This window comes from Cryobacterium sp. Y82, from assembly GCF_002929495.1.
In the GTDB taxonomy this organism is placed as follows: Bacteria; Actinomycetota; Actinomycetes; order Actinomycetales; family Microbacteriaceae; genus Cryobacterium; species Cryobacterium serini.
In genome coordinates this window covers 45,374-69,054 of the sequence record NZ_PJJJ01000032.1, presented here as the reverse complement: position 1 = coordinate 69,054, position 23,681 = coordinate 45,374, and the positions used below count along the sequence as shown (strand labels likewise).

The window sequence follows — 23,681 nt, the reverse complement described above, 5'->3', positions numbered from 1 at the left end:
GTAGTACGGCACGCCGCGAAAGTACCAGTCTAGAACTCTCTCGGAACGTGCGGGTGCCGCACACGATCGAGGCGGCCTTCGGCTTGTCGTCGCTCGCCGTTGCCGTCGCTCTCATCACGAACATCTAGAAGTAGACGCCAGCGTATGGGTTCCCATTTGAGTTCTCCTCGCTGAGACCCTTGGGATCGGCGGTTCTGGCCGAGTAAAACCAGGACCATCACGAGCCGAAACGAGTATCCTGCAGCCCGTTTAATCCAGCACCTTTTCACGCGCCGTTTCCAGAGCGCGCTCGCGCATCGCGAGGAACAGCGGGAACGTGAAGGCGAAGGCGGTGACTCCCGAGAGGGCGACATAAAGCCAGCCTCGCTTCATACCGAGCCGTCGCGCCTCAACGATGATCAGGATGCTCCCGGCCACCGCCGCGATGAGCAAGTCAACGGTGAGCGACGAGACCGCCGGTCCGCTGTCCATCCAGTCGCCGATGAAGTTGCGCATCTGCACGATCGCGAGAACGTTGTAGGTCCAGGTCCCAGCGAGCCCGGCGAGACCCAGCCCGAGATAGACGAGAGCGAGTGGCGTCCAGTGTTTGGTCATGCCGACATTATGCCCGCCGTAGATTTGGGACAGGCCCTTGTTGTCGGCACGCTTGCGGGGACAACGCGTTATCTTGCCAGCGTCGCAGCCGCTGCGCGGCACCGCTACAGCCTCCAGCCGAAGTACCCCTGGCGGAAACGCTCAGCGGGATCAGTCCAAGACTCTAAACCGTTCAAGCACCACAAGTGTGTTGTCATCCACAACAAAAGTTGGGTCCATCGGAAAGGCCCGCAGTTCATCATCCTCCCAAAATCGCTCGTGCGCGATACGCCACTCAGATAACGACGAATGCCCTTCGCCCTCGTCGCGCGCATGCTCCCACGGCACATCGGATAACCGAACCTGTTCAACATCCGTTGTTTCGATGGTTACGAGTCGACGCCCCTCCGAATCCACGACAGCCTGGCGTGAACCAACCTGAGGCAAAGGCTCGTTTTCAATCTGATACTCCGCCACAAAAGACGTCGTCGAGGTCTTACGTCCATCGCAGATAGCGGAAACAAGCTTGTCGCGGAGCGGCCCGGGGAATCCGACCTCCGCGATGGGAAGCGAATCAATGTTGGTCATCACCCAAGTCTGTCGTGTCGACCAATTCACAAAAGTGCCCCGCACCCGGATGGCGCCGTATGACGACTCTCAGCGAACCATGTAACCGCAAGGGGAACGGCGGATTCAACCGGTCGTCGCAACGATGGGCTGTTCTGGCTCTGATAATAGTCGTTGCATGGCTTGAGCGGGTGTGCTGCCGTCGAGTGTTTTGCGGGGTCGATTGTTGAGTTCGGTAGCGACTTCGAGTAGCCGCTCGGGCGAATGGACGGATGAGTCGGTGCCTGTGGGGAAATAGTGGCGTAGCAGACCGTTGGTGTTTTCGTTGGTGCCCCGCTGCCACGGCGAGTGTGGATCACAGAAGTAGATAGCCATCGTGGTGGCCATTGTGATCTGCCGGTGTTGGGCCAGCTCAGTTCCCTGATCCCCCGTCAGAGTCTTCTCCAAGTGCTCGGGGAGGGTCTTGATGGCGGCCAACAGCCCATCACGAACCGTGATTGCGCTGGGTCACCGGGGAGGTGGACCAGCATCGTGAACCGTGTCTGACGCTCCACACACGGAGCGATCGCCGACCGGCAGTGTGATCCCAAGATTAGATCCCTTTCCCAATGCCCCGGCACGGCGCGGCCGGAAACCTCCGGCGGCCGCTCACTGATCATGGTCATGTCCGGGATCTTGCCCGAGTTCTTCGCAGCAGGCCGTCTCGGACGCCGGATGGCGCGGCCGGTGCGCAAGTGCTGATGCAGATCACCGCGCAAGCCGCCCCGGCCGCCCCCATAAAGCGTCTGGCAGATGGCTTCCGGACTGACCCGCATCTCCTGCCTAGCCGGAAACACCGCACTGATCGTGGCAGCAGACCGGCCCACCAGAGCAGTGTTCGCCCGCACGCCGGTACCACCCAGGTGCAAGGCCGCGATCTGCAGTCGTTCCTCCAAGGGCTACGAGATGTGCAGCGTGCCCTTTCCTGCCTTTCTCGAAGCGCCGCTGACAGATCAGATCGCCGGCAAACAGCGCAACCAGCTCGTGTTCTGCGATGGCAACATCTATTTGGCCACGCCGACCCACGGTGACGGCTGGTTCGCGGGAGCCCGGAAACGCGCACGCCTGACCGATTCGTCCATTCCTATTGGGCTGACGCCGCATGATTTGCGGCATACCGTAGCGTCCTTGGCGATCTCGGCCGGCGCAAACGTGAAGGCGGTGCAGCGCATGCCGGGGCACGCCTCAGCGGCGAGGACCCTGGACACCCATGCCGACCTGTTTGACGATCTTGACGCCGTGGCGATCGCGCTGCATATTGCAAAGGCCAGGTCGGACACGCTGCCGTAACGATTCACGCCGTCGGGGCCGGTTTTCGATCTTGAGGAGCGGCCTCAAAAACCCTTGGCAGGGTGTCCCCGTTGCACGTTCAAATGCCAGTTTTACGCTATTTTACCAACGTCAGATTAGACCTAAATTTTTTGAGGTGTGGGCAAAATGTGGGCAAACGGCCATTCCTCAGAATGGCGAAAGCCCTACAGCCCATTGTTTACAAGGGATGTAGGGCCTTCAAGCGTGGTGCCCCTGGAGGGATTCGAACCCCCGGCCATTTCCTTAGGACGGAATTGCTCTTCCACTGAGCTACAGAGGCTGGTCCGGCAAGTTTAGCCGATCAGTCCGCTCGGTCGAGCGCGCCGCCCGCGTTGTCGCGTGGCACGCACCGCCCCGTCAACACGCTTGTGATGATGATCACAATGTCGCCTGTTGCCCCGGCGGTAAATCGCCGCGCTAGGCGGCCGGGGCCAGATAGGCGTCCCATTCCTGCTCGGGGCGCTCGACTCCGCGCACAATCCAGGTAGTGCCCTGAGGCATCCGCGGAGTGAAGCGCAGCTCCCAGCCCATTTCGGCCGGAGTGTGGTTGCTCTTGAGGTTATTGCACCTTAGACAGCACGCGGCGAGGTTGTCCCAGGTATCACGGCCACCGCGCGAACGCGGCAACACGTGGTCAATCGTGGCCGCCGACTTGCCGCAGTAGCAGCAACGATGCTCGTCACGGCGCAAGACTCCGCGGCGACTGACCGGAACCAGTCGCGACATGGGGATGCGCACGTACCGCGTGAGCAGAATGACGCTCGGACGATCCCACGAGCCCGAGGCCGCGAAAACGGGATGGCCCTGATCGGACTGCACGATCGTGGCTTTCTGATTCATCACCAGAATGAGCGCTCGTTTGAACGAGACGACGGCGAGGGGCTCATAGCCCGCATTGAGTACCAGTGTGCGCATGCGCTCCCTTTCGAAGGAGGCTGGACGGCTTCCAGCCATTCGAACTACATCCGATGCGTGAAGAACTGGAGCGCGACGGGGCGAAAAAGAGTACAAAAAAAGGCGCCGTCACAATGACAACGCCTTCTGGCTGCTCACACAGCTCTTCTCGCTCTGACAACTATGCCGAAAGCACTCGCGACCGCGCACATCCATGGTGTGGATAGTGCGTCGCTTATGCATTGGCTCTCCTTTCGGACCTACAAACTACATCAGGGCACTAGGTTAACCCACAAATGGCGCAACAGGTAAACCTGTATGCGCCATTCGTGTGAGCTGTTACCCAGTGTTCACCGGAAGGGGCGAATTAGATGCCGATCCGCACGATGTAGTAGTCGCTGGTCCAGATGGGCTGGATCCGCACGGACTGGCCGGTGTACGGCGCGTGCAGGATGTTTCCATTGCCGGCGTAGAAGCCATCGTGACCGTCCATGATCACGAGATCGCCCGGCACGGCGTCTTCGATCGAGATCTTCGTTCCGGCCGCTCCCTGGCCAACAGAGGAGTGCGGCAGGCTAATTCCGAACTGCGCGTAGACGTACATGATGAAGCCTGAGCAGTCGAACCCGGCTGGCGTAGCGCCGCCGTAGACATACGGTGTGCCCTGGTACTGCGAGGCCACATTGAAAACGGATGCGAGATCGAAATTTGGATAGGTCGGGTTTGCCAGGAAGTCGGCAACACTCGGGCCGGAATAGCTCGCGGCATAGGAGGTCATCTGCGCGGCGACTTCAACGCGACGGGTTTCCGCCGCGGCGGCAGCGGCGGTTGCCGCCAGCTCTTCGGGCGTGGTCGCAGTGAAACCCTCTCGGGCAACGCTCACGGTTGCCGCCTGGGCATCGACATCAACGGCCTGCGCTTGCGCCTTGGACATCTCCGTGGATTCGGTGGCCTTGAAGGAGGCATCTTTCGAGCCGGGAGCAAAGGCGTATGCCGGAAGGGCCATTGTGGCAACAAGGCCGGTAGCGAGGGTCATGACGACGATGTTGGCGATACCGCCACGTCGCTTCTTCGGTGCCACCCGAGGCACGGCACGGTAAGAGTGTGCCGACGATTCCACTTTTTCCAGAGAATCCGATGCGCGGTTCAGCCCGCGACGGGACCTTCTTGTTCCTAATGCAGCCAAAGTTTTAACCTCCGGCGCCTCGACAACACTAGGTTGTTGTCCCGTCCACTTCGCTAATCGCGGGTGTGTTCGTAGATCAAGAGACGGGGCAAGCAGGCGTCTTGATCAGAGTCCTTCGACCTTTCATGGTCTGTGGGACATCCCGAGGCTACAAGAGCGACGCCCATTTGTCACCCTGAAACGGCACATTTCTAACGGATTGGTAACGAACCAGTTAGCAGGTCGAGACGACTGGATCGATTCAACGCGCTGAGAACCCGGCGCAGCGTCAGTGAGCGACCGGGCTGTAGCCGGTCGGTGTGGTGACGAAGATGTGCCCGGCGACCTCATTGGGCAGCTCTAACCCGGCACCGAAACCTTCGACCTGAACTAGAACGTACGATCCGGCGGCTGAAAACACCCCGGTCGCGCCGGGCATGACGCCGCTCTGCTTGAGCTGCAGGAGCAGCTCAGGGTCGAACTGCACCGGTTCACCAAGACGACGGATGACCGCCGTTACCGGCGCAGTCGAACTCGCCACCACGGAAAGAACGTTGGTCACGCCGGCCATGAACGCGACCGCAGGGGAATCACCGAGTTCGTCCAGGCCCGGAATCGGGTTGCCGTAGGGAGATTCGGTCGGGTGACCGAGCATCTCCAAAATTTTACGTTCGACCTGCTCGCTCATCACGTGTTCCCAGCGGCAGGCTTCATCGTGCACGAACTCCCATTCGAGACCGATCACGTCGCTGAGTAGGCGTTCGGCCAGACGATGCTTGCGCATTACGTGCACGGCTTTGCTGCGGCCGGTTGGGGTTAGTTCCAGGTGCCGATCGCCGGACACGATGACGAGGCCGTCACGTTCCATGCGGGCGACGGTCTGCGAGACGGTCGGACCGGAGTGTCCGAGTCGTTCGGAGATGCGGGCCCGCAGGGGCACGATCTGTTCTTCCTCCAGGTCGAGGATGGTGCGGAGATACATTTCGGTCGTGTCGATCAGATCGCTCATCCGCAGCCCTTCATTCGGCTCGTGCGCGCACCGCTCATCGACTGATAGAACGGCGCTCCGTTGGCGGCCTCGGTAGTGGCCCGCACAGCGTCACAAGCCTACCCGCCCGCGGCAGGGCAACTAGAATCGCCGTATGGCCGACCTATTGATACCCACCGATCTACTCCCCCTCGACGGTCGATTCGGCTGCGGCCCATCGAAAATCCGGCGCGAACAGCTCGACCATCTGCTCGGATTCGGCACCGGAGTGCTCGGCACCTCGCACCGCCAGGCACCCGTGAAAGACCTCGTCGGACGCGTGCGCGCCGGCCTGGCCGAACTGTTCCGCATTCCCGACGGCTACGAAGTTGTGCTCGGCAACGGCGGCTCGACCGCATTCTGGGACGCCGCCGCCTTCTCCCTCATCGAAAACCGCGCGCAAAACTTAGTGTTCGGGGAGTTCGGCGGCAAGTTTGCCAAGGCGGCGGGTGCCCCCTGGCTTGAAGCCCCCGACGTAATCACGGCCAACACTGGTTCACGCAGCGATTTTGTGGTGCGCGACGGCATCGACGTCTACGCCTGGCCCCAAAATGAGACCTCGACCGGCGTCATGGCCCCGGTTACCCGAGTCAATGGTGACGCTGGCGCGCTCACCGTCATCGACGCCACCAGCGCCGCCGCCGGCATTGACTTCGACGCGAGCCAGGCGGATGTCTATTACTTCGCTCCGCAGAAAAACCTTGCCTCCGACGGTGGCCTGTGGATCGCATTGTTCTCCCCTGCGGCCCTCGAACGCGTCGAACGCATTGCCGCGAGCGGCCGGTACATACCCGAGTTCCTCAGCCTCAAGAACGCGGTCGACAATTCCCGCCTGAACCAGACGCTCAACACGCCGGCCCTCAGCACCCTCCTGCTGATGGAAAACCAGATCGACTGGATCAACCAGAGCGGCGGGCTGGCGTGGGCGTCTGCGCGAACGCAGGCGTCGTCATCCGTTCTGTATGACTGGGCGGCAGGCGTCGACTACGCGACCCCATTCGTGGCCGACCCGACGCACCGCTCACAGGTCGTCGTGACGATCGACTTCGACGACGCCATCGACGCCTCATCAATCAGCAAGACTCTGCGCGCCAATGGCATCGTCGACACCGAGCCATACCGCAAGCTCGGGCGCAACCAACTGCGCATCGCCACCTTCACCGCCATCGACCCCGAAGATGTCAAGAAGCTCGTGGCATCCATCGAGCACGTCGTCGCGCACCTCGGAAACTAGCAGCACAAAACACAACGAAAGGATCGCACGATGCGTCTCTGGTTGAAAGACAGCGAACGCCGACCCGATCCGCTGCCTGCTAGAACGGATGCCCGCACGGCACTGTTCGTCGGCACCCTGCTCTGGCTGGTAGCTCTCGGCGCCGCCCTCTTCATTGAGGTAACGGCGCCGGGCACCGCAAAATCAGGCGCGGCGAGCGCGCCGGGACCGGGTTGGTGGCTGTGGTGCACTGTGACCGGCGTCGGCGTCGGCCTCGTGGGGTTCGCCTGGGTTCAGTTCCGCCGCCGCTAGCGCTTCGTCGAAGTCGATGCCGTCCAGAGCATCGAGGGAGTCATCCGCGTCGTCGTCGGCCGAGTCTGCGTCGTCGTCCGTATCTTCGTCTGACTCCGCATTGTCTGCGTCCGCGTCGTCGGAGTCCTCGTCCTCGTCCTCATCCTCGTCCTCGTCAGACTCGTCATCATCCGCTGTCATGTCGTCGTCGACGAGACGATCCGACCACGGCACCCACTCGGGCGCGAGCAAGGAGTCATCACCGGGAGTCAGCTCGGTTTCAAGAACCTTCGGCTCGGAATTCTCGTCGACCCGCGCAAGACTGACCGTCCAGCGCCAGCCCGGATAGCCGGTCAGCAGGCAGTCAAACAACAGCGACACCACGAGGTCGCCTTCGTCGATGTGGCCAAGGACCTCGCCGATAGTGTCGTCGGTCGTGATCTCCAGCAGCGCCGTGCGCGCCAGCTCAACGGCCGCGAGCAGGGTGGCGTCGGTCGATCTAGCCGTTTCCGCCGGCTGTGCGTCCGCCGGCTGTGCGTCGGTAGCCTCAGGCATCCAGTTCCTCGGCGACCTTGCGCAGCATCGCCGCGATCTTCTTGCTGTGGCTCGATTCTGGGTAGCGGCCACGCTTGAGATTTGTGCCGATACCGTCGAGCAGCTTCACCAGGTCTTCGACGATGATCGACATGTCGTCGGCCGGCTTGCGGTTGAATTTCGACAGGCTCACAGGAGCCTCAATCACGCGCACCGACAGCGCCTGGGCGCCGCGTTTTCCGTCGGCGATTCCGAATTCGAGCTTCGCGCCGGCCTTGATGGTGACGCCGGACGGCAGGGCGGAAGCATGGAGAAAGACCTCCTGACCGTCATCGGATGTGATGAAGCCAAAGCCTTTCTCCTCGTCGTAGAACTTGACCTTGCCGGTAGGCATCTGAACCTCACTGAGTTTTGGGCGCACAGGAGAGCGCGGGGTGTGCACCCAGCATATTCGGTTGCGGCACCCGCGTGCCCGTATCCTTAGTCTGTGACCAATCAAACTCCGCAATCCGTCAGCCGGCTGGAACGTGTGCTCGCTTATATGGTGGCGAGTGTGGTGGGGCTGTCGATTCTCGCGTTTATCGCGGTGATCATCGCGACCGCGATGGGCGTCGGCCAAAATGACGGGTTCAGTCGCGGCATCTGGCCGCCAATCTTCATCCTGCCGCTCTACGGCCTGCCAATCGGTTTCGTGCTTATTATCGTGCTCATCATCTCTGTGGGAGTTCGCCGCAGTCGCGCCGCTCGACGAGACCGCGAGTAATGCTCGGCCTCGCATCGAGACTTCGGGTCCTGTCCGATGCCGAGCTGCGGCACGTTATCGGGGTGCGGGGCGTTTCTGCGAACGGCATCCACGACTTCTTCGATCTGGCCGAAGCCCTGCTTGAGGCGGGCAATGTGCAATCGGCCCTCAGCCACCTGGACCGCCCGACCCTTGCCGTTCTGGCCGTAGCCGCTCAACTCACCAGCAGCAATTCTGTACCGACGCTGGGCGCGGTGACGAACCGGTTGTCTGAACTGGGTTCAACCGAGGTCGTGCTCGCCGCAGTGGCCCGCCGGGTCGACACCCTGCACGCTTTGTTCTTGGCCGAGCTCAGCGAGGGATGCTGCATTCCCTACGACGCCGTCTCGACTCATCTAGCGCGCTGGCCAGCCCAGGGCCTGCCGGGTACCGCCGACCTCGCCGTCGCTCTGCCCCCGGTCAATCCCGCCGCCGTGCCCGACACCGAGATTGTGTTCGTCGACCAGCTGGCCGCTGAGCGCGCCTTCGGGGTGGTGTCGTCGATCGCTGAGCTGGTCAACGAGCTGTGCCGCGAGCCCGCCCGGCAGCTGAGTCGGGGTGGGCTCGGCCTGCCCGACACCAAGCGCCTCGCCGCCGTAATGACGGTCGACATCGATCTGGTTGCCCCGATCCTGGCCTTGGCTTCCCGGGCCGACTTGCTCGCCCACTCCGACGGATATTGGATGGAAACCGAGGCCGGAGAGGCCTGGTTGCTCGAGCACACGACCTCCCGCTGGGCGGCCTTGGCCGTGGCGTGGTTGGCGGTGCTCCCGCCGATCGTGGCCGATATTCTTCCGCGCCAGGCCGGGCTGCACTGGGGTGACGAACTCAGTGCGTTTATCGCCTGGCTCTATCCGGCCGGCGGCGAGTGGATGCTCGCCCAGCTAACCGAGTTCGCCTGCGACGCTGAGTTGCTCGGCATCACCGCCCATGACACCACCAGCACGGCCGGAGCCAGCGTGCTGCGCGGTGACCTCGAGGTAGCCGTCGACATCATGGCGACCGCGCTGCCGGCTGAAGTCGGCGCGGTGTATCTGCAGCACGACCTCTCGATCGTCGCGCCAGGCCCACTCGCACCGTCGATAGACTCGCGGCTGCGGGGGATGGCCGACGTGGAAAGTCGAGAGCTTGCGTCGAGTTATCGCATCACCGCGGCATCCGTCAATCGCGCCCTGGCCGCGGGAGAGAATGCAGACTCGCTGCTCGCTTTTCTGGCGTCGATCTCACTCACCGGCATTCCGCAGCCGGTCGATTACCTCATCAACGAATCGGCTTCGCGGTACGGTCGGGTGCGAGTTGGAAGTCTCACCGATGGGCCGAACGCCCCGATCGCCCCGGCTGGTAACAGCACCGTTTTTCTCAGCTACGTATGCTCAGCTGACGCGGCGCTGCTCGGCACTATCGCCGTCGACCAGACGCTGGCGCCGCTCGCACTCGTGCGCGCCGGCGACAGCGAACACCTGCTCAGCCGTTTTGCCGGTGACGCCGTTTTTTGGGCGCTGAGTGACGCTCGTTATCCCGTTGCCGCCGAAGACGACCTCGGTGAAATCGTGCACTTGCGCCGTCACCAGATCGCCCGCGTCACGCAGACACCGACGGTTGACACCGCCCGCAACCTGGTCGAGAAGCTGCGGCTCCGCGCTGAAAGTGGCCTTTCAGTAGCGGATGCCTGGCTCGCCCGCCAGCTCGACACCGCGATCAAGGCCAAGCAGACCATCCTGGTCAGCATCGCAATGCCCGGCGGCGCCGTTGTGGACTACCTGCTCGAACCGGCCAGCGTCAGCAACGGACGCTTCCGCGCTCGCGACCGGCGGGCCGACATCGAGCGCACACTGCCACTCAAAAGCATCCTCAGCATCACCCCGGCCCCCTAATCGCTGGTGCGCTGACACCAACCGATCCCTGGAGCGCGGCCACCGCCCCGTGCCAGGAACCCCGCAAGACGGGCGTACCAACTGAGTGCGCGGCCACCGCCCCGTACCGGGAACCCCGCTAGACGGGCGTAGAGTTGGGGGCTATGTCTGATGGCCCCCTGATTGTGCAAAGTGACCGCACGGTGTTGCTCGAAGTTGCCCATCCTCTTGCCGAGGATGCTCGTCACGACCTCGCCGTTTTCGCAGAGCTCGAACGCGCCCCCGAACACATCCACACCTACCGCATCACGCGGCTGGGCCTGTGGAATGCCCGGGCAGCGGGGCACGATGCGTCCGACATGCTCGCAACGCTCGAGAAGTATTCCAAGTTCGCCATACCGCAGACGGTTAGCGTGGATATCACTGAGACGGTCGGTCGCTACGGGCGGCTCGTCATCGAACGTGACCCCGAGGGTGCCCTCGTGCTGCATAGCAGTGACCAAGCCGTTCTCACCGAAATAGCAGGGGCGAAGCGCATTGCGCCACTGTTGATCGGGCATCCTTCTCCGGAAACGTATCTCGTAGGGGCGTGGGCTCGCGGGCAGCTCAAGCAGGAACTGGTGAAGCTCGGGTGGCCGGCCGAAGATCTTGCCGGTTACACACCGGGGACCCCGCACGATATTGCGCTGAAGGAAGACGGCTGGGCGCTGCGCGACTACCAGAACAAGGCCGTTGCGAGCTTCTTTGACGGCGGCAGCGGCGTCGTCGTGTTGCCGTGCGGCGCCGGCAAGACCCTCGTTGGCGCCGGGGCCATGGCCACCGCGAAGACCAACACGCTCATTCTGGTGACGAACACCGTCTCGGCCCGCCAGTGGCGCGACGAGCTGCTCAAGCGCACGACGCTAACGCCGGACGAGATCGGCGAATACTCCGGACAGGTGAAAGAGGTCAAGCCGGTGACCATCGCGACCTACCAAATTCTTACGGCGAAGCGCAAGGGCGAGTACGCCCACCTTGAGCTGCTCGATGCCATGGACTGGGGCCTGGTGATCTACGACGAGGTGCACCTGCTGCCCGCGCCCGTGTTTAAGCTCACCGCCGAATTGCAGGCGCGCCGCCGTCTCGGCCTCACCGCCACCCTGGTGCGCGAGGACGGCCGCGAGGGCGACGTGTTCAGCCTGATCGGCCCGAAGCGGTTCGACGCCCCGTGGAAGGAGATCGAGGCCCAGGGCTTCATCTCCCCGGCCAACTGCTTCGAGGTGCGCATCGATCTGCCGCAGTCGGAGCGGCTGAGCTACGCCGCCGCCGCTGACGATGAGCGCTACCGCATGGCCGCGACCGCACCGGCCAAGCTCGGCGTGGTGCAGGCCCTGATCAAGAAGCACGACGGCGAACGCATCCTGGTGATCGGCCAGTACCTTGACCAGATCGATGAACTTGCCGCGGTCTTGAACGCCCCGCAGCTCACCGGCGCCACCCCCATCGACGAACGCGAACGCTTATACCAGGCGTTCCGCGTGGGCGAGGTGAAGGTGCTCGTGGTCTCGAAGGTCGCGAACTTCTCGGTCGACCTGCCCGAGGCAACCGTGGCCATCCAGGTGTCCGGCTCGTTCGGCTCACGCCAGGAAGAGGCCCAGCGTCTCGGCCGGCTGCTGCGCCCGAAGGAGTCCGGCCTGTCGGCGAACTTCTACACGCTCGTCGCCCGCGACACCGTCGACCAGGACTTCGCCCAGAACCGCCAGCGTTTTCTCGCCGAACAGGGTTACAGCTATACGATCCTTGACGCGCAGAGCCTCACCGCCCCCACCCTGGCGGCCTGACCCCCTCCCGGCGGACGGGGCCCGGGCCCAGTCCGCCGGCCCAGCTTATAAACTGGGCCCAGGTACGTAAGGTGGGGCCAGCGCATCCGCCCGCCCGCCCGCGTCAGGATTGTCGACGGGCGTACCGCAGGAACAGCATGTCGCCAGCGCGCAGCACGTGCACCAACTCCATGGCGCGGGTCGCCGCGGTCGCCCCGACGGCGATGCGCCCGGCGGATCCCCCCTCGAGCACCGGGGCGAGGCTCAGGCAGAGCTCGTCGACCCGGTCTGCGGCCACGAGGTCGCCGAAGAGGTGCGGACCGCCCTCGCAGAGAATCTGGGGCAAACCGCGCCGAGCGAGCTCCGCCACCATGCGTCGCGGGTCGACCGCGTCCTCACCGCAGTCGACCACATCGGCGCGCGAGGCGAGTGCCACCCGCTGGTCGGTCGGCGCTGCTGCATGGGTCAGCACAATGGGTCGGGTCGCCGCATCCGTGAAAACCGGATGCCCAGGGTCAAGATCCAGCCGCCCCGACACGATTGCGACCCGGGGCTGGGCGGCCAGGCCCGCCTGCACGCGCCAGGCCGCGTCATCCGCTGGCAGCAGAATGCCGCCGTAGCCCTCGGCGCGCACCGTTCCGGCGCCGACCAAAATTACATCGGTGAGCAGCCGCAGAGTGTCGAAGACCATCTTGTCGTCGGCGTTGTTCAGGCCGCCGCTGAGCCCCTCATGCGTTGCGGCACCATCGAGGCTGGCGATGAAGTTGACGCGCACCCGCGGCACCGATCGGGCGGCCACGCGGTAGTCCTCGATCAATTCGGCCCGAGGCGGCAGTTCAGCCCGCATCAGGCGAGGTTGTGACGCTCGTAGGCGGGTTCACGAAACCCGAGGATGGCCTCGGTCATGCGCACGGCGTCGACGGCGGCCCGCACATTGTGCATGCGCACGATGCGGGCACCCTGCAGAATGCACACGGTCATGGCTGCCAGAGAGCCTTCCACGCGTTCGCCGCGTGGCCGGTCCAGGCTCTCCCCCACAAAATCTTTGTTGGAGACGGCGACCAGGGTAGGCAGGCCCAGTGCGGTGATCTCGCCGAGCCGCCTGGTCAGTTCGAGCGAGTGTCGCGTGGTCTTGTTGAGGTCGTGGCCCGGGTCGATGATGATCCGCTCGCGCAAAACGCCTCGCCCCATAGCCCGATCGACCCGCGCCAGCAGAAACTCGCTGACATCGGCAACGACATCGTCATAGTGCGGCGCCGGGTAGGGCCTCCGCGGCGCCGCCAGGCTATGGGTTATCACGAGAGTGGCGTCACTGTCCGCGACGATGTCGGCCATGGCCGGATCGTGCACTCCGGTGGTGTCGTTGATCACGTGCGCGCCGGCGGCGATGCTCGCGGCGGCCACCGCAGGGTGAAACGTATCAACCGAAATGACCACGCCCGAGCCGCGCAGCGCCTCGACCACCGGCACCACCCGCTCGATCTCCTGCTCGATGGGCACGGCCGGCCCTGGAGCGAATTTAGCCCCGCCGATGTCGATCCAGTCGGCCCCATCGGCAATCGCCCGATGCGCCGCCACAACGGATGCGTCGAGCGCGAACGTTGCGCCCTGGTCATAGAACGAGTCCGGCGTGCGATTGATGATGGCCATCACGGCCACCTCTCGATCGAAGTTGAAGGTGCGGCCGCCGATCAGCCGCTGCGGGGCATCCATTTGAGGCAACGTCAACGTTGTGCCGGTACTCGTGCGGTTCATAGCGGTCCTCACCTGTGAGACGAGTCGATCGTCCTCTCCCATCATGGCGGTAATCCGCGTTGCACGACAGTTATCTGCCACCGATCCCCGCACACACCGTCCACTATCAGCAAAGCTTCAGCTAACGCGCAGATACTGGGGGCATGACTGACGGCCCCCGCATCCTTATCGTCGATGACGAACCCAATATCCGCGATCTCCTCACCACCAGCCTCCGCTTCGCCGGCTTCGCCGTGCGCGCCGTCGGTAATGGCGCGCAGGCTATCTCCGCCGTACTCGAGGAGGAGCCCGACCTCATCATCCTCGACGTCATGCTGCCCGACATGAACGGCTTCGGGGTGACCAAACGCCTGCGTTCGGCCGGCTACACCGCCCCGATCCTATTCCTGACCGCCAAAGACGACACCGAAGACAAGATCACCGGCCTCACCGTCGGCGGTGACGACTACGTGACCAAGCCATTCAGCCTCGACGAGATCGTCGCCCGCATCAAGGCCATCCTGCGTCGCACCATGCACGCTGACGAAGACGCCGTGATCCGCGCCGGCGAGCTCACCATGGACCAGGACACCCACGAGGTTCTTGTAGGCACGGAAGCCATCGAACTGAGTCCTACCGAATTCAAGCTGCTGCGTTACCTCATGCTCAACCCCAACCGGGTGCTGTCGAAGGCGCAAATTCTGGACCACGTCTGGGAGTACGACTTCAACGGTGACGCCGGAATTGTGGAGAGCTATATCTCCTACCTGCGCCGCAAGGTCGATGTGCACTCGAGCGAACCTCTCATTCAGACCAAGCGTGGCTTCGGTTACATGCTCAAGGCTGCCAAGGCGTAGTCCCGGCGCACGTTATACACAGCGAGCTTTCGTAGACTAAATCCAAATGCACGAAACCCTGTCGAGACGGTGGAGCAGCATCTCCCTCCGTTCCAAGATCACCGGCGTCACGGTGCTGATGCTCACGCTAGGCCTGCTCGTTTCGGGCATCGGCACCATGGCAATGCTGAAGCAGTATGTCGTGACTCAGGTCGACACGCAGCTGCAGGTCGACACACAAACCGCGCTCAGCGGCTATTCGTCGAGCGTCTTCTCGCAGGGAGACACCGAAGGCGTCGCGTCGGACTACTTCGTGGCACTTTACGACCAGGACGGCGCTCTGATCACTCGAACCTGGCAGGAACGCGACCATGCTGAACTGCCGGTCGTGGGCATGCCGCTCGATCTGAAACGGGTGTCCCAGCTCGACGGGCAGATCCAGACTCTGTGGGACGCCGCCCACGACACCGAGTTTCACGCGATCATGGTGCCCGTGGTGATCAGCCCCACCGGCACCTACGGCACCCTCGTCATGGCGGTGTCGCTGCGGCCGACCGAGAACACCATGGCCACCTACCTCACGATCTTTCTCGGCTTCGGCGCTGGCGTGGTCTTGATCGGGGCCATGCTCACCCGGGTGCTCGTCACGACCACCTTCGTGCCGCTGCGGGAAGCCGAGCAGACCGCAGCGGCCATCGCCGACGGTGACTTCAGCCAGCGCCTCGGCGGTGCCACCCCAAACACCGAGGTCGGTCGCCTCAACCGTTCGCTCAACATCATGCTCAGCCGCATCGACCGTGCTTTCAAGGACCGAGCCCGCACCATCGACCAGATGCGCCGCTTCGTCGGCGATGCGAGCCACGAATTGCGCACCCCGCTCGTTTCAGTTCGTGGCTACGCCGAGCTGTACCGCATGGGTGCGCTGCAAACGCCCGAAGATGTTGCCCAGGCCATGGAACGCATCGAAAAGGAGGCCATTCGCATGGGCGGCCTGGTCGAGGATCTGCTCGAACTAGCGCGCCTCGACGAGACCAAGCCGCTGGCTCTGACCCCGGTGGATCTCGTTCCGCTGGCCCGCGACGCCGCCCTCGACACCATGGCCAGCTCCCCCGGCCGCCAGATCACCGTACTCACTCCCCCGCCGCCGAGCGGGCCGCGGGGCGACGACCTCGACGTGAATATTGACGGGGACTCCGGAGAAATTCTTCCATTAGGGAACGACTCGTCGGAGAGCGCCACCACCGGCACCATCACCCGGTCGTCGGGAACCGGCACACCGACGGGAGCCATCGCCTTTGCCGGCGCCACCCTGGCCCGTCTGCGCACTCGCAAGCCCCGTCGGGGAGGCCCCGTTCTGCCCGACGTCACCCCGACCGCGCTGCCGATGGATGCGCAATTACCGCCGATCGTCATGGCTGAAGAGAACAAGATTCGCCAGGTCATCACCAACCTCATGGGCAACGCGATGCGCTTCACCGCTACTGACAGCCCGATCGAACTCGAAATCATGGTGGATTCGCGCGCCCAGCGGGCATCGATCGCCGTGATCGACCACGGCGAAGGTATTCCGCCGCAGATTCGAGAGAAGATTTTTCAGCGCTTCTGGCGTGCCGACTCCTCGCGCGCCCGCGAAACCGGCGGCAGCGGTCTCGGACTGGCTATCGTCGCGGCGATCGTCGCGAGCCACAACGGCACGGTCGACGTCGTCGACACCCCCGGCGGCGGCGCGACCTTCCGCGTATCACTCCCGCTCGCCGGCACACCGAGCGCACCACAGCACGCGCAACCCGTCATTCCGTAGGGATTTCGCCGCATCCTCCACAGGTTGCCGGTAACGGCATCCGCTCACAGATCAATTTAAGAGAGCGGATGGCGCGCCCCCACCTTCTACGCTCGCAGTCACCAACCACTGCTATGTAGGAGAAGGGCACACCATGACGAGCTTCCAGGTCGACAGCGATGCGGTACAGAGCACAGCGAGTACCGCCCGTGGCACCATTGCGCGCGTACAAGCAGATGTCGGCGATCTCAACGCCCAGCTGACCAGCCTCGAAGGTTTCTGGACCGGCCAGGCCTCCGCGGCCTTCCAGGGGGCGTTCGCCGAGTGGCGTGGCATGCACCAGCAGCTGGAAGAGAGCTTGACCCTGCTCAACCAGGCCTTGAGCGTCGCCGGGCAGCAGTACGCCGAGACCGAGCAGGCCAACACCCGTCTGTTCGTGCGATAGGCATCTGCTGTAATCGTGGGGCCGCCGGTCATTCCCGGGAATTGATTTTCGCGCCCCTTGTGGCCCCGTACGCACGAGTCGTCCGAGCGAGACGCACAAAGTGGGCGCCTCCCAAGGGAGACGCCCACTTTGTGGTGTTCGAATGTGCTGGCTCGGACTTAGAAGTCCATGCCACCCGAGGGGTCGCCGGCCGGAGCCGAGTTCTTCTCGGGCTTGTCGGCAACGACGGCCTCGGTGGTGAGGAAGAGTCCGGCGATCGACGAAGCGTTCAGCAGCGCAGAGCGGGTAACCTTCACCGGGTCATTGATTCCGGCAGCGATCATGTCGACGTACTCGCCGGTGGCGGCGTTGAGGCCCCATCCGACGGGCAGGTTGCGCACCTTGTCGGCGACAACGCCGGGCTCCATGCCCGCGTTGAGTGCGATCTGCTTGAGCGGGGCGTCGATGGCGACGCGCACGATGTTCGCGCCCGTTGCCTCGTCGCCGACGAGGTCAAGGACTGCCTTGCTCTCGAATGCCGTCTTGCCAGCCTGGATGAGTGCAACGCCACCACCGGCGACGATTCCCTCTTCAACAGCTGCCTTGGCGTTACGCACTGCATCTTCGATGCGGTGCTTGCGCTCCTTGAGCTCAACCTCCGTTGCGGCTCCGGCCTTGATAACAGCAACGCCGCCAGCAAGCTTGGCGAGGCGCTCCTGGAGCTTCTCGCGGTCGTAGTCGCTGTCGGTGTTCTCGATCTCGGCACGGATCTGCGAAACGCGACCGGCGATGGCTTCGACGTCGCCGGCACCCTCAACGATCGTGGTCTCGTCCTTGGTGATGACGACCTTGCGGGCGTTACCAAGAAGGTCGAGCGTGACGTTCTCGAGCTTGAGGCCGACCTCTTCCGAGATGACCTGTCCACCGGTCAGGATGGCGATGTCCTGCAGCTGAGCCTTGCGACGGTCTCCGAAGCCCGGAGCCTTGACGGCGACGGACTTGAAGATGCCGCGGATCTTGTTCACAACGAGCGTGGCCAGGGCCTCACCGTCGACGTCTTCCGCGATGATGAGGAGCTGCTTGCCGGTCTGGATGACCTTGTCCACGATGGGGAGCAGGTCCTTGATGTTGGAGACCTTGGAGTTGACGATCAGGATGTAGGGGTCTTCGAAGACCGCTTCCTGACGGTCGGGGTCGGTGACGAAGTACGCCGACAGGAAGCCCTTGTCGAAGCGCATGCCCTCGGTGAGCTCGAGCTCGGTGCCGAAGGTGTTCGACTCCTCGACGGTGACAACACCTTCCTTGCCGACCTTGTCGATGGCCTCGGCGATGATCGCGCCGATTTCGGTGTCTCCGGCGGAGATGGACGCGGTAGCGGCGATCTCTTCCTTGGTCTCGATCTCCTTGGCGCTGGCGATGAGCTCGGCGATGACAGCTGCCGTGGCCTTCTCGATGCCGCGCTTGAGGCTGATCGGGTCGGCGCCGGCTGCGACGTTGCGCAGGCCTTCGCGAACGAGGGCCTGGGCGAGAACGGTTGCGGTGGTCGTGCCGTCGCCGGCTACGTCATCCGTCTTCTTGGCGACCTCTTTGACGAGTTCCGCACCGATCTTCTCGTACGGGTCGTCGAGTTCGATCTCCTTGGCGATGGACACACCGTCGTTGGTGATCGTGGGGGCGCCCCACTTCTTCTCCAGAACGACGTTGCGACCGCGCGGGCCGAGGGTGACCTTGACGGTGTCGGCCAGAATGTTCAGGCCGCGCTCAAGCCCACGACGGGCCTCTTCATTGAATGCAATGATTTTTGCCATATGTGTAACTCGTCCCTCCCGGACGTTCCAAACGATGATGGGGTTAGCACTCAGGTGACGAGAGTGCTAAAACGATTCTGGCACTCTGGGGTCGAGAGTGCAAGCGAGCATCCGGGGTTACGTCTGACCAGCTGCCGACGGTCAGGGAACAAGATCGGTCGAGCCGGTGCCATTGGGCACCAGCTGAAACCAGGTATTGCCCGGAGCGAGCCGAATTGTCACGCCATGAGCGTCGACAAGGCGGATCGGTGCGGTCTGAGAATCCTTGCTCCAGGTGGCCGCCAGCGTTTTTCCACCGGTCGAGATCGACGCTTCACCCGAGGCGACGAGCTCGGTCTTGGGGATGCTCTGATCGACGGTGACGTCCACCCGCAGCACGACAACGTTGGTGGCCTTGAGCTGCACGCCGTCGCTGGCGAGGTCGGGCGCGCCGTCCTGCGCACGCAGGTAAGCGGTAGCTTCAGCATTCCAGGTCCAGCTACGGGCACTCGCGTTTGAGAACCGGGCATTGATCACTGAAATTGGGGCCCCGTCCACGACCGCGGACGCCCCGGCGAGCGTGGCAGCATAAGCGTATTGCTGGGCAGGCGGGGCGACTGTAGCGTTGCGGTTGACGAATTCCGAGGCGGCGAGGATGACGTTGTGCGGGGCCGCGGTAGCGTTCGAACGGGAGAACAGGCCAGTCGTGTCATAGTCGAAGATGGCACTGATCTGACCGGTCGCGGCCATGGCATCGACGAATCGCTGCTGGCCGCCCGAGAACGCCACGAGGCCGCTGAACGGGGCGATGATGTCCGGGTCCATCGGGCGGATCGACCGTACCGGCCCGACCTGGTCGGGAATGCTCGACTGCCACACGGCGACGTACCGGGTGATGCCGCCCTCAACCAGTTCTTCGAACACGACGTCGGTGCGGTCGATCGCGACCTGCGGCCGGGCGGCCACGTGGTTGTCGATCTTGGCCGCGAGTGAAGGGCGCGCCGTCGATCCGACTGCCGCAGCAATGCCGGTGAGCGGAGCGATCTCCGTGGCGGCGGGGGCTACATAGCCTGAAGCCCAGGCGGGAGCCGGCGTCTTGGTCGGCGTCGCGCTACTGCCGGAGCATCCGCTCAGCAGCAGTGCCGGCACGATCAGAGCGAGCAGGACCGAGCTCTTCAACGGTCGTGTGGTGCGGGCTGTCTTTTTCTTGATCACCGGTAAACACTAACGCCGCCCGTTGCAGCGGGCGGCGTTAGGTGGGGGACAGACCCCGATTATTGGCTGTGTCAGGCCGGTCGAACCGATTCGGCCTGGGGGCCTTTCGCTCCGGCACCGACCTCAAAGACGACCTGCTGGCCTTCTTCGAGTACCTTGTATCCGCTCATATCAATGGCGGAGTAGTGGACGAAAACGTCTTGCCCTCCCCCATCGACAGTGATGAAGCCGAAACCCTTTTCAGCGTTGAACCATTTTACGGTTCCGTTCGCCATGTGTTACTCCTTGCTCAATTTCGACGGCACCGCCCATTGGCTGTTCCGGGCCGTGTCGCAAAAGCTGCGTTCATTCTGTGCAAGCAGCAAATCCCCGAGAGCAAGTCTTCTGTTGCAAGTTACCTACTGGTGCAAGTTACCTTGGGCGAGTGTTCTTGATCCGGGCGGGTATTGCCCGAACAAAATGTGTGACCAAAACCAGATAATACTGAAGCCACGGCGAAAGAAAAGGGGCTTGACGAATCGGGCCATGCCCACTAGGTCCGAAGTTTCGAGTCCCTGTCAGCCAGCTGGCAGCACGTAGTCGTTACCGACGACGACGGTGAGGGCCGCTCCCGAGCCGACGAAGCCGGTCGAGACGACGATTTTCGATCCGGGCAGTGAAGCAGCGATGCCGCGAGCGGCGCCTTCCTGGCTGGCATCGGCGTAGTAAATGACGGTGGTCGGTTCGGTGTCGGTGCTCGCGTTGCCGGTGGCGGTTACTACCCAGCCAGCGGCGGTAAGCGTGTCGCTGACGGATGCTGCGACACCGTTCGTCGCGGAGCCGTTCAGCACGTTCACGGTCAGCGCCGGGTCGACGGTCGCTTCGGCGGTCGGAATGGCGGTTTCGGTGGGGACCGGAGTCGAGCTAGGCGACGACAGGCCCGGGATGTTGGAGAAGTCGAGGCGGTTGTTGATCGCGAAAATTCCGACCACGCCGACCGCGATCAAGAGCACGGTGGCGCCGAGCGCCCACCAGAACCCAATCCACCCGCGGCCCTTTCTACGAGGGGCACGGTGGGCTCCCACTCGGTCGAGGGCATGCAGGTGGGTGTCGAAACGGTCTTTCGCGAATTTTCGCGCCATAGTGATTGGATCCTTGATTGGCCGGCCGCTCCATGCCGGCGACATGCGGTCAGGTACTAGTCGTGAGCGGGCAGCGAACGACTGGCGCGCGCCTCGGAACGTGCGGAACGCATCCGCTGCAGTCGGTTCACGAGCATCGGGTCGAAGGCCAGTGCCAACGGTGAATCGACCAGTGCCGCCAATATCTGATAATACCGGGCGGCCGAAAGACCGAAGGTGGCACGAATAGCTTCCTCTTTGGCGCCAACATGCCGCCACCATTGCCGCTCAAAGGAAAGCACGGCGGCGTCGCGTTCGCCGAGTTGGGTTACAACCGGGGCGCTTTCGGAGGCCGAAGCGGGAGGGTGTGCGTGGGTCGGTGTTCTCTCACTCATTGATATTTCTCTCCCCCAAGGCAGTTTCGACGGGTTATCCGACGGCTTTATCCTATTTGTGGGTGGCTAGATGTTGCCTCCGGCACGCCCGGAACGCCCGGAAGCGCAGGGGCTATCGCCGTGCAAACGCTGCAAAAACGGCCTGGCCCGGAATGCGGGCAGCGCCACACAAGTTTAGGCTGAGTAGACGTTGTCCGTTTGTGGGCGGCCGGATCGAAGGGACCTCCACCATGGACTACGCAATCAAGAAGTCAAACAGCGAGTGGCGCTCCGAACTGGGCGACGAAAAATATGCCGTGCTACGCGAGGCCGGTACCGAGCGTCCCGGCACCGGCGAGCTGCTCGACGAGAGCCGGGCCGGCACGTACACCTGCGGCGCCTGTAACGCTGAATTATTCAAGAGCGGTACCAAGTTTGATTCCGACTGCGGCTGGCCGAGTTTCTACGAGTCGGTGCGGCCCGAAGCGGTCGAACTGCTCGAAGACCGCTCCCTCGGCAGCGTGCGCACGGAGGTACGCTGTGCAAACTGTGGCTCGCACCTGGGTCACGTTTTTCCCGACGGATTCGGCACTCCGACCGGCGATCGCTATTGCATGAACTCGATTTCGCTCAGCTTCACGCCCGCCGAGTAAAGCGGTGAGCCTGCCTCCCTCAACACCGAATGTTGCCACGTCTGCGGTCTTTCAGGCCGTCAATTGCCGGCGCAGCTACTCCAAAGTGACGGCTCTTGCGCCTACGCGAGCTCAGTTGCTGCCCCTGGTGGCCGCGGCGGCACGGGTGGCCGACCACGGTGCGCTTCGGCCGTGGCGTCTACTCGAACTACGCGGCGACGCACGGGAGCGGCTGGGAACGGCATTTGTGCTGGCATCCGCTTGCGAGGGCAGTGAAGCCATCAAACTGGCCGGCAAACCGCTACGGGCGCCGCTGCTGATTGCAGTGGTCGCCGTACGGCGAGCCAACGACAAGGTGGCTGATTGGGAGCAGGATGCGTCGGCGGCGGGCGTCGCGCACCTGCTCACGCTTCTGCTCGACGACGCCGGCTGGGGTGCGATGTGGCGCACCGGACCTCTCGTGCGCTCGGCAGCGGTACGTGCGGTGCACGACCTCGCCGACAACGAGGAACTGCTCGGATGGCTGTATATCGGCGGCATCCCGGCTGACTGCAAACCCGGTGTGCGGCTGTCAATCGACCCCGCAGATTTTCTCAAGGTTCTGTAATCGAACGCTGGTAGTCGGCGCGGGATTTAGACGCCGGTCCTCGGCGCGGGATTTCGGCGCTGGACGTGGCCGGGGCGACGCCAGCGCACCGCGGCGATGACCACGGCCACGAGCGCGAGCGCGGTTCCAAGGATGGTCGTCATGCCGAGCGGATGCCCCGCCGTTGGCGCCAGCAGGTCCAGCGCGAGGGCGCAGACCAGCTGGCCGGCCACGACGCACAGGCCAAGCATCAGTACCCCGGTGGTGCGCACGACGACGGCGGCCCCGGCAATGAAGACGCAGCCGATGAGTCCGCCGGTGTAGAGCCACGGGTTTCCTGGCAAGTCGAGCGCGAAACCCACCAACAGGCCGTGCACGAGCGCGGCGAGTACGAGGGCGATGGTGCCGGTGAGAAAGTTCAGAAAGGTCGCCGTAAGCGCGCTCTGGGCCGTGACCCGCACCTGACCGTTGACGGCCTGCTGCCAGCCCTGGCCGATACCGGCAACGAGCGGCAGCGCGAGCAGCCAGAGCGCACCGCTGCCGCTCACTTCGGCGCTCACCGTGAAGGCGACGGCGATCAGGGCGAGCGCGGCACCAACGATTTTGGACGCGTGCAGCGGTCGCCGACCACCCGGGCCGATGCCGAAACGATCCATGAGCACACCGCTCACGGTCTGGCCAGCCACCACGGCGACCGTGAACAACGCGATGCCGAGCGGCGCGGCGACGAGACCCTGCGACAGTACGAACAGGGCGCCGGCCAGTCCGCCGAACAGGTGCCACCAGGACAGATGTTTTGCCGATACAGCGCGCGCGACGAGTTGGAGTCCTCGGCGTCCGCGGCGAAACGCGATGACTCCGAGGCTCAGAATGATCAGGCCGGAACCAAAGGAGATGACGGCGGCGATGAATCCGTCGCCGATTTGGTGCCCGAGTTCGCCGTTTACGCGTGATTGCACGGCGTACAAAGCGCCGATCAGCACCGAGAAGACGAGGGCCAGCCAGACCGGCACAGCGGATGTCGCGAGCGCGGCTGACGCCTCCGTTCGTTTTCGTGCGCGGGCTTGGGTCACCCGGTAATACTACGAGATGGGGTGCGCTGTGCGCCGCCAGGCTGCTGGGCTGCGCGGCCCACCTTGTGACCCCGGGCCCAGTTTATAAGCTGG

General features: G+C 63.7%; 25 protein-coding genes, 1 tRNA gene and 1 pseudogene. 10 read left to right on the top strand and 17 right to left on the bottom strand.

All coding sequences use genetic code 11. From position 1 onward, the window contains the following. Positions 1 to 249 precede the first annotated feature (249 nt). The 3 genes and pseudogenes from CXY70_RS09185 to CXY70_RS18345 all read right to left on the bottom strand — a co-directional run. Positions 250 to 594 (bottom strand): DUF2834 domain-containing protein, encoded by a 345-nt coding sequence (locus CXY70_RS09185; RefSeq protein WP_104192187.1) that lies wholly within the window; start codon positions 592 to 594, stop codon positions 250 to 252. Positions 595 to 744: 150 nt separating this feature from the next. Continuing rightward, positions 745 to 1,161, bottom strand: a complete 417-nt coding sequence (locus CXY70_RS09180) for an ASCH domain-containing protein (RefSeq protein WP_199183409.1) — start codon at positions 1,159 to 1,161, stop codon at positions 745 to 747. A gap of 105 nt (positions 1,162 to 1,266) precedes the next feature. Then, positions 1,267 to 1,973: pseudogene (locus CXY70_RS18345) on the bottom strand (IS30 family transposase); the annotation flags it as partial. On the opposite strand from CXY70_RS18345, the gene CXY70_RS17555 reads away from it, so the two are divergent. Continuing rightward, a complete protein-coding gene (locus CXY70_RS17555) occupies positions 1,933 to 2,469 on the top strand; it encodes a tyrosine-type recombinase/integrase (protein WP_146066099.1) in 537 nt (178 codons plus the stop codon). The pseudogene CXY70_RS18345 and the gene CXY70_RS17555 sit on opposite strands and share 41 nt — an antisense overlap. Positions 2,470 to 2,695: 226 nt before the next feature. Here the strand turns inward: CXY70_RS17555 and CXY70_RS09165 are convergent. The 4 genes from CXY70_RS09165 to CXY70_RS09150 form a co-directional block, all read right to left on the bottom strand. After that, positions 2,696 to 2,770 (bottom strand) — tRNA-Arg (locus tag CXY70_RS09165). 137 nt (positions 2,771 to 2,907) lie between these two features. After that, a complete protein-coding gene (locus CXY70_RS09160) occupies positions 2,908 to 3,405 on the bottom strand; it encodes an HNH endonuclease (RefSeq protein ID WP_104192067.1) in 498 nt (165 codons plus the stop codon). A gap of 346 nt (positions 3,406 to 3,751) precedes the next feature. Next, entirely contained in the window at positions 3,752 to 4,504 is a 753-nt protein-coding gene (locus tag CXY70_RS09155; RefSeq protein WP_233205857.1) for a C40 family peptidase, read from the bottom strand. A gap of 334 nt (positions 4,505 to 4,838) precedes the next feature. Continuing rightward, positions 4,839 to 5,558 (bottom strand): metal-dependent transcriptional regulator, encoded by a 720-nt coding sequence (locus CXY70_RS09150; protein ID WP_104192066.1) that lies wholly within the window; start codon positions 5,556 to 5,558, stop codon positions 4,839 to 4,841. Positions 5,559 to 5,691: 133 nt separating this feature from the next. Here CXY70_RS09150 and serC point away from each other — a divergent pair, with 133 nt between their 5' ends. Beyond that, positions 5,692 to 6,810 carry a phosphoserine transaminase gene (serC, locus tag CXY70_RS09145; RefSeq protein ID WP_104192065.1) on the top strand — a complete coding sequence of 373 codons (1,119 nt, stop codon included), beginning with the start codon at positions 5,692 to 5,694 and terminating at the stop codon, positions 6,808 to 6,810. Between the two features lie 183 nt (positions 6,811 to 6,993). On the opposite strand, the gene CXY70_RS09135 is transcribed toward serC, so the two are convergent. Further along, a complete protein-coding gene (locus tag CXY70_RS09135; protein WP_104192063.1) occupies positions 6,994 to 7,635 on the bottom strand; it encodes a DUF3027 domain-containing protein in 642 nt (213 codons plus the stop codon). Further along, entirely contained in the window at positions 7,628 to 8,008 is a 381-nt protein-coding gene (locus CXY70_RS09130) for a cold-shock protein (protein WP_104192184.1), read from the bottom strand. Before CXY70_RS09130 ends, CXY70_RS09135 begins: the two co-directional genes overlap by 8 nt. Positions 8,009 to 8,101: 93 nt before the next feature. Here CXY70_RS09130 and CXY70_RS09125 point away from each other — a divergent pair, with 93 nt between their 5' ends. From CXY70_RS09125 to CXY70_RS09115, 3 genes are all read left to right on the top strand, one after another. After that, the gene (locus tag CXY70_RS09125) at positions 8,102 to 8,377 is read left to right on the top strand and encodes a hypothetical protein (protein ID WP_104192062.1); all 276 of its coding nucleotides are present in this window, start codon (positions 8,102 to 8,104) and stop codon (positions 8,375 to 8,377) included. Beyond that, positions 8,377 to 10,269: a helicase-associated domain-containing protein gene (locus CXY70_RS09120; RefSeq protein WP_104192061.1), complete on the top strand. Its 1,893-nt coding sequence runs from the start codon at positions 8,377 to 8,379 to the stop codon at positions 10,267 to 10,269. Before CXY70_RS09125 ends, CXY70_RS09120 begins: the two co-directional genes overlap by 1 nt. Positions 10,270 to 10,412: 143 nt before the next feature. Beyond that, a complete protein-coding gene (locus tag CXY70_RS09115; RefSeq protein WP_104192060.1) occupies positions 10,413 to 12,068 on the top strand; it encodes a DNA repair helicase XPB in 1,656 nt (551 codons plus the stop codon). A gap of 103 nt (positions 12,069 to 12,171) precedes the next feature. Here the strand turns inward: CXY70_RS09115 and CXY70_RS09110 are convergent, their stop codons facing one another. Both CXY70_RS09110 and folP read right to left on the bottom strand, forming a co-directional pair. Beyond that, the gene (locus CXY70_RS09110) at positions 12,172 to 12,894 is read right to left on the bottom strand and encodes a pyrimidine reductase family protein (RefSeq protein WP_104192059.1); all 723 of its coding nucleotides are present in this window, start codon (positions 12,892 to 12,894) and stop codon (positions 12,172 to 12,174) included. Continuing rightward, positions 12,894 to 13,802, bottom strand: a complete 909-nt coding sequence (gene folP, locus CXY70_RS09105; RefSeq protein WP_104192058.1) for a dihydropteroate synthase — start codon at positions 13,800 to 13,802, stop codon at positions 12,894 to 12,896. The genes CXY70_RS09110 and folP overlap by 1 nt, the downstream gene beginning before the upstream one ends. 143 nt (positions 13,803 to 13,945) lie before the next feature. Between folP and CXY70_RS09100 the strand changes: the two genes are divergently transcribed. The 3 genes from CXY70_RS09100 to CXY70_RS09090 all read left to right on the top strand — a co-directional run bounded on the left by CXY70_RS09100 (position 13,946) and on the right by CXY70_RS09090 (position 16,842). Beyond that, the gene (locus tag CXY70_RS09100) at positions 13,946 to 14,638 is read left to right on the top strand and encodes a response regulator transcription factor (protein WP_092112483.1); all 693 of its coding nucleotides are present in this window, start codon (positions 13,946 to 13,948) and stop codon (positions 14,636 to 14,638) included. Between the two features lie 46 nt (positions 14,639 to 14,684). Continuing rightward, on the top strand, positions 14,685 to 16,418 hold the full coding sequence (locus CXY70_RS09095; RefSeq protein WP_104192057.1) for a HAMP domain-containing sensor histidine kinase: 1,734 nt from the start codon (positions 14,685 to 14,687) through the stop codon (positions 16,416 to 16,418). A 133-nt stretch (positions 16,419 to 16,551) separates the two neighbouring features. Next, on the top strand, positions 16,552 to 16,842 hold the full coding sequence (locus tag CXY70_RS09090; RefSeq protein ID WP_104127599.1) for a WXG100 family type VII secretion target: 291 nt from the start codon (positions 16,552 to 16,554) through the stop codon (positions 16,840 to 16,842). Positions 16,843 to 17,000: 158 nt separating this feature from the next. Here CXY70_RS09090 and groL read toward each other — a convergent pair whose 3' ends face one another. From groL to CXY70_RS09065, 5 genes are all read right to left on the bottom strand, one after another. Continuing rightward, a complete protein-coding gene (groL, locus tag CXY70_RS09085; RefSeq protein WP_104127600.1) occupies positions 17,001 to 18,629 on the bottom strand; it encodes a chaperonin GroEL in 1,629 nt (542 codons plus the stop codon). Between the two features lie 141 nt (positions 18,630 to 18,770). Continuing rightward, a complete protein-coding gene (locus CXY70_RS09080; protein ID WP_104192056.1) occupies positions 18,771 to 19,823 on the bottom strand; it encodes a DUF3048 domain-containing protein in 1,053 nt (350 codons plus the stop codon). Positions 19,824 to 19,894: 71 nt separating this feature from the next. Continuing rightward, the gene (locus tag CXY70_RS09075; RefSeq protein WP_035834941.1) at positions 19,895 to 20,098 is read right to left on the bottom strand and encodes a cold-shock protein; all 204 of its coding nucleotides are present in this window, start codon (positions 20,096 to 20,098) and stop codon (positions 19,895 to 19,897) included. A 282-nt stretch (positions 20,099 to 20,380) separates the two neighbouring features. After that, the gene (locus tag CXY70_RS09070; RefSeq protein ID WP_158250950.1) at positions 20,381 to 20,944 is read right to left on the bottom strand and encodes a LytR C-terminal domain-containing protein; all 564 of its coding nucleotides are present in this window, start codon (positions 20,942 to 20,944) and stop codon (positions 20,381 to 20,383) included. A gap of 56 nt (positions 20,945 to 21,000) precedes the next feature. Continuing rightward, the gene (locus CXY70_RS09065) at positions 21,001 to 21,318 is read right to left on the bottom strand and encodes a DUF3263 domain-containing protein (protein ID WP_104192054.1); all 318 of its coding nucleotides are present in this window, start codon (positions 21,316 to 21,318) and stop codon (positions 21,001 to 21,003) included. Positions 21,319 to 21,548: 230 nt separating this feature from the next. Between CXY70_RS09065 and msrB the strand changes: the two genes are divergently transcribed. Further along, the gene (gene msrB, locus CXY70_RS09060; RefSeq protein ID WP_104192053.1) at positions 21,549 to 21,950 is read left to right on the top strand and encodes a peptide-methionine (R)-S-oxide reductase MsrB; all 402 of its coding nucleotides are present in this window, start codon (positions 21,549 to 21,551) and stop codon (positions 21,948 to 21,950) included. A gap of 4 nt (positions 21,951 to 21,954) precedes the next feature. Then, a complete protein-coding gene (locus CXY70_RS09055; protein WP_369852318.1) occupies positions 21,955 to 22,536 on the top strand; it encodes a nitroreductase family protein in 582 nt (193 codons plus the stop codon). Between the two features lie 26 nt (positions 22,537 to 22,562). On the opposite strand, the gene CXY70_RS09050 is transcribed toward CXY70_RS09055, so the two are convergent. Beyond that, positions 22,563 to 23,588 carry a DMT family transporter gene (locus CXY70_RS09050; RefSeq protein WP_199183406.1) on the bottom strand — a complete coding sequence of 342 codons (1,026 nt, stop codon included), beginning with the start codon at positions 23,586 to 23,588 and terminating at the stop codon, positions 22,563 to 22,565. Positions 23,589 to 23,681: the final 93 nt, after the last annotated feature.

Excerpts from the sequence above, each read along its gene's own strand:
- CXY70_RS09185 (WP_104192187.1), bottom strand. The coding sequence starts at position 594 with ATGACCAAACACTGGACGCCACTCGCTCTCGTCTATCTCGGGCTGGGT.
- CXY70_RS09180 (WP_199183409.1), bottom strand. The coding sequence starts at position 1,161 with ATGACCAACATTGATTCGCTTCCCATCGCGGAGGTCGGATTCCCCGGG.
- CXY70_RS17555 (WP_146066099.1), top strand. The coding sequence starts at position 1,933 with ATGGCTTCCGGACTGACCCGCATCTCCTGCCTAGCCGGAAACACCGCA.
- CXY70_RS09160 (WP_104192067.1), bottom strand. The coding sequence starts at position 3,405 with ATGCGCACACTGGTACTCAATGCGGGCTATGAGCCCCTCGCCGTCGTC.
- CXY70_RS09150 (WP_104192066.1), bottom strand. The coding sequence starts at position 5,558 with ATGAGCGATCTGATCGACACGACCGAAATGTATCTCCGCACCATCCTC.
- serC (WP_104192065.1), top strand. The coding sequence starts at position 5,692 with ATGGCCGACCTATTGATACCCACCGATCTACTCCCCCTCGACGGTCGA.
- CXY70_RS09135 (WP_104192063.1), bottom strand. The coding sequence starts at position 7,635 with ATGCCTGAGGCTACCGACGCACAGCCGGCGGACGCACAGCCGGCGGAA.
- CXY70_RS09130 (WP_104192184.1), bottom strand. The coding sequence starts at position 8,008 with ATGCCTACCGGCAAGGTCAAGTTCTACGACGAGGAGAAAGGCTTTGGC.
- CXY70_RS09120 (WP_104192061.1), top strand. The coding sequence starts at position 8,377 with ATGCTCGGCCTCGCATCGAGACTTCGGGTCCTGTCCGATGCCGAGCTG.
- CXY70_RS09115 (WP_104192060.1), top strand. The coding sequence starts at position 10,413 with ATGTCTGATGGCCCCCTGATTGTGCAAAGTGACCGCACGGTGTTGCTC.
- CXY70_RS09110 (WP_104192059.1), bottom strand. The coding sequence starts at position 12,894 with ATGCGGGCTGAACTGCCGCCTCGGGCCGAATTGATCGAGGACTACCGC.
- folP (WP_104192058.1), bottom strand. The coding sequence starts at position 13,802 with ATGAACCGCACGAGTACCGGCACAACGTTGACGTTGCCTCAAATGGAT.
- CXY70_RS09100 (WP_092112483.1), top strand. The coding sequence starts at position 13,946 with ATGACTGACGGCCCCCGCATCCTTATCGTCGATGACGAACCCAATATC.
- CXY70_RS09095 (WP_104192057.1), top strand. The coding sequence starts at position 14,685 with ATGCACGAAACCCTGTCGAGACGGTGGAGCAGCATCTCCCTCCGTTCC.
- CXY70_RS09090 (WP_104127599.1), top strand. The coding sequence starts at position 16,552 with ATGACGAGCTTCCAGGTCGACAGCGATGCGGTACAGAGCACAGCGAGT.
- groL (WP_104127600.1), bottom strand. The coding sequence starts at position 18,629 with ATGGCAAAAATCATTGCATTCAATGAAGAGGCCCGTCGTGGGCTTGAG.
- CXY70_RS09075 (WP_035834941.1), bottom strand. The coding sequence starts at position 20,098 with ATGGCGAACGGAACCGTAAAATGGTTCAACGCTGAAAAGGGTTTCGGC.
- CXY70_RS09070 (WP_158250950.1), bottom strand. The coding sequence starts at position 20,944 with ATGGCGCGAAAATTCGCGAAAGACCGTTTCGACACCCACCTGCATGCC.
- CXY70_RS09065 (WP_104192054.1), bottom strand. The coding sequence starts at position 21,318 with ATGAGTGAGAGAACACCGACCCACGCACACCCTCCCGCTTCGGCCTCC.
- msrB (WP_104192053.1), top strand. The coding sequence starts at position 21,549 with ATGGACTACGCAATCAAGAAGTCAAACAGCGAGTGGCGCTCCGAACTG.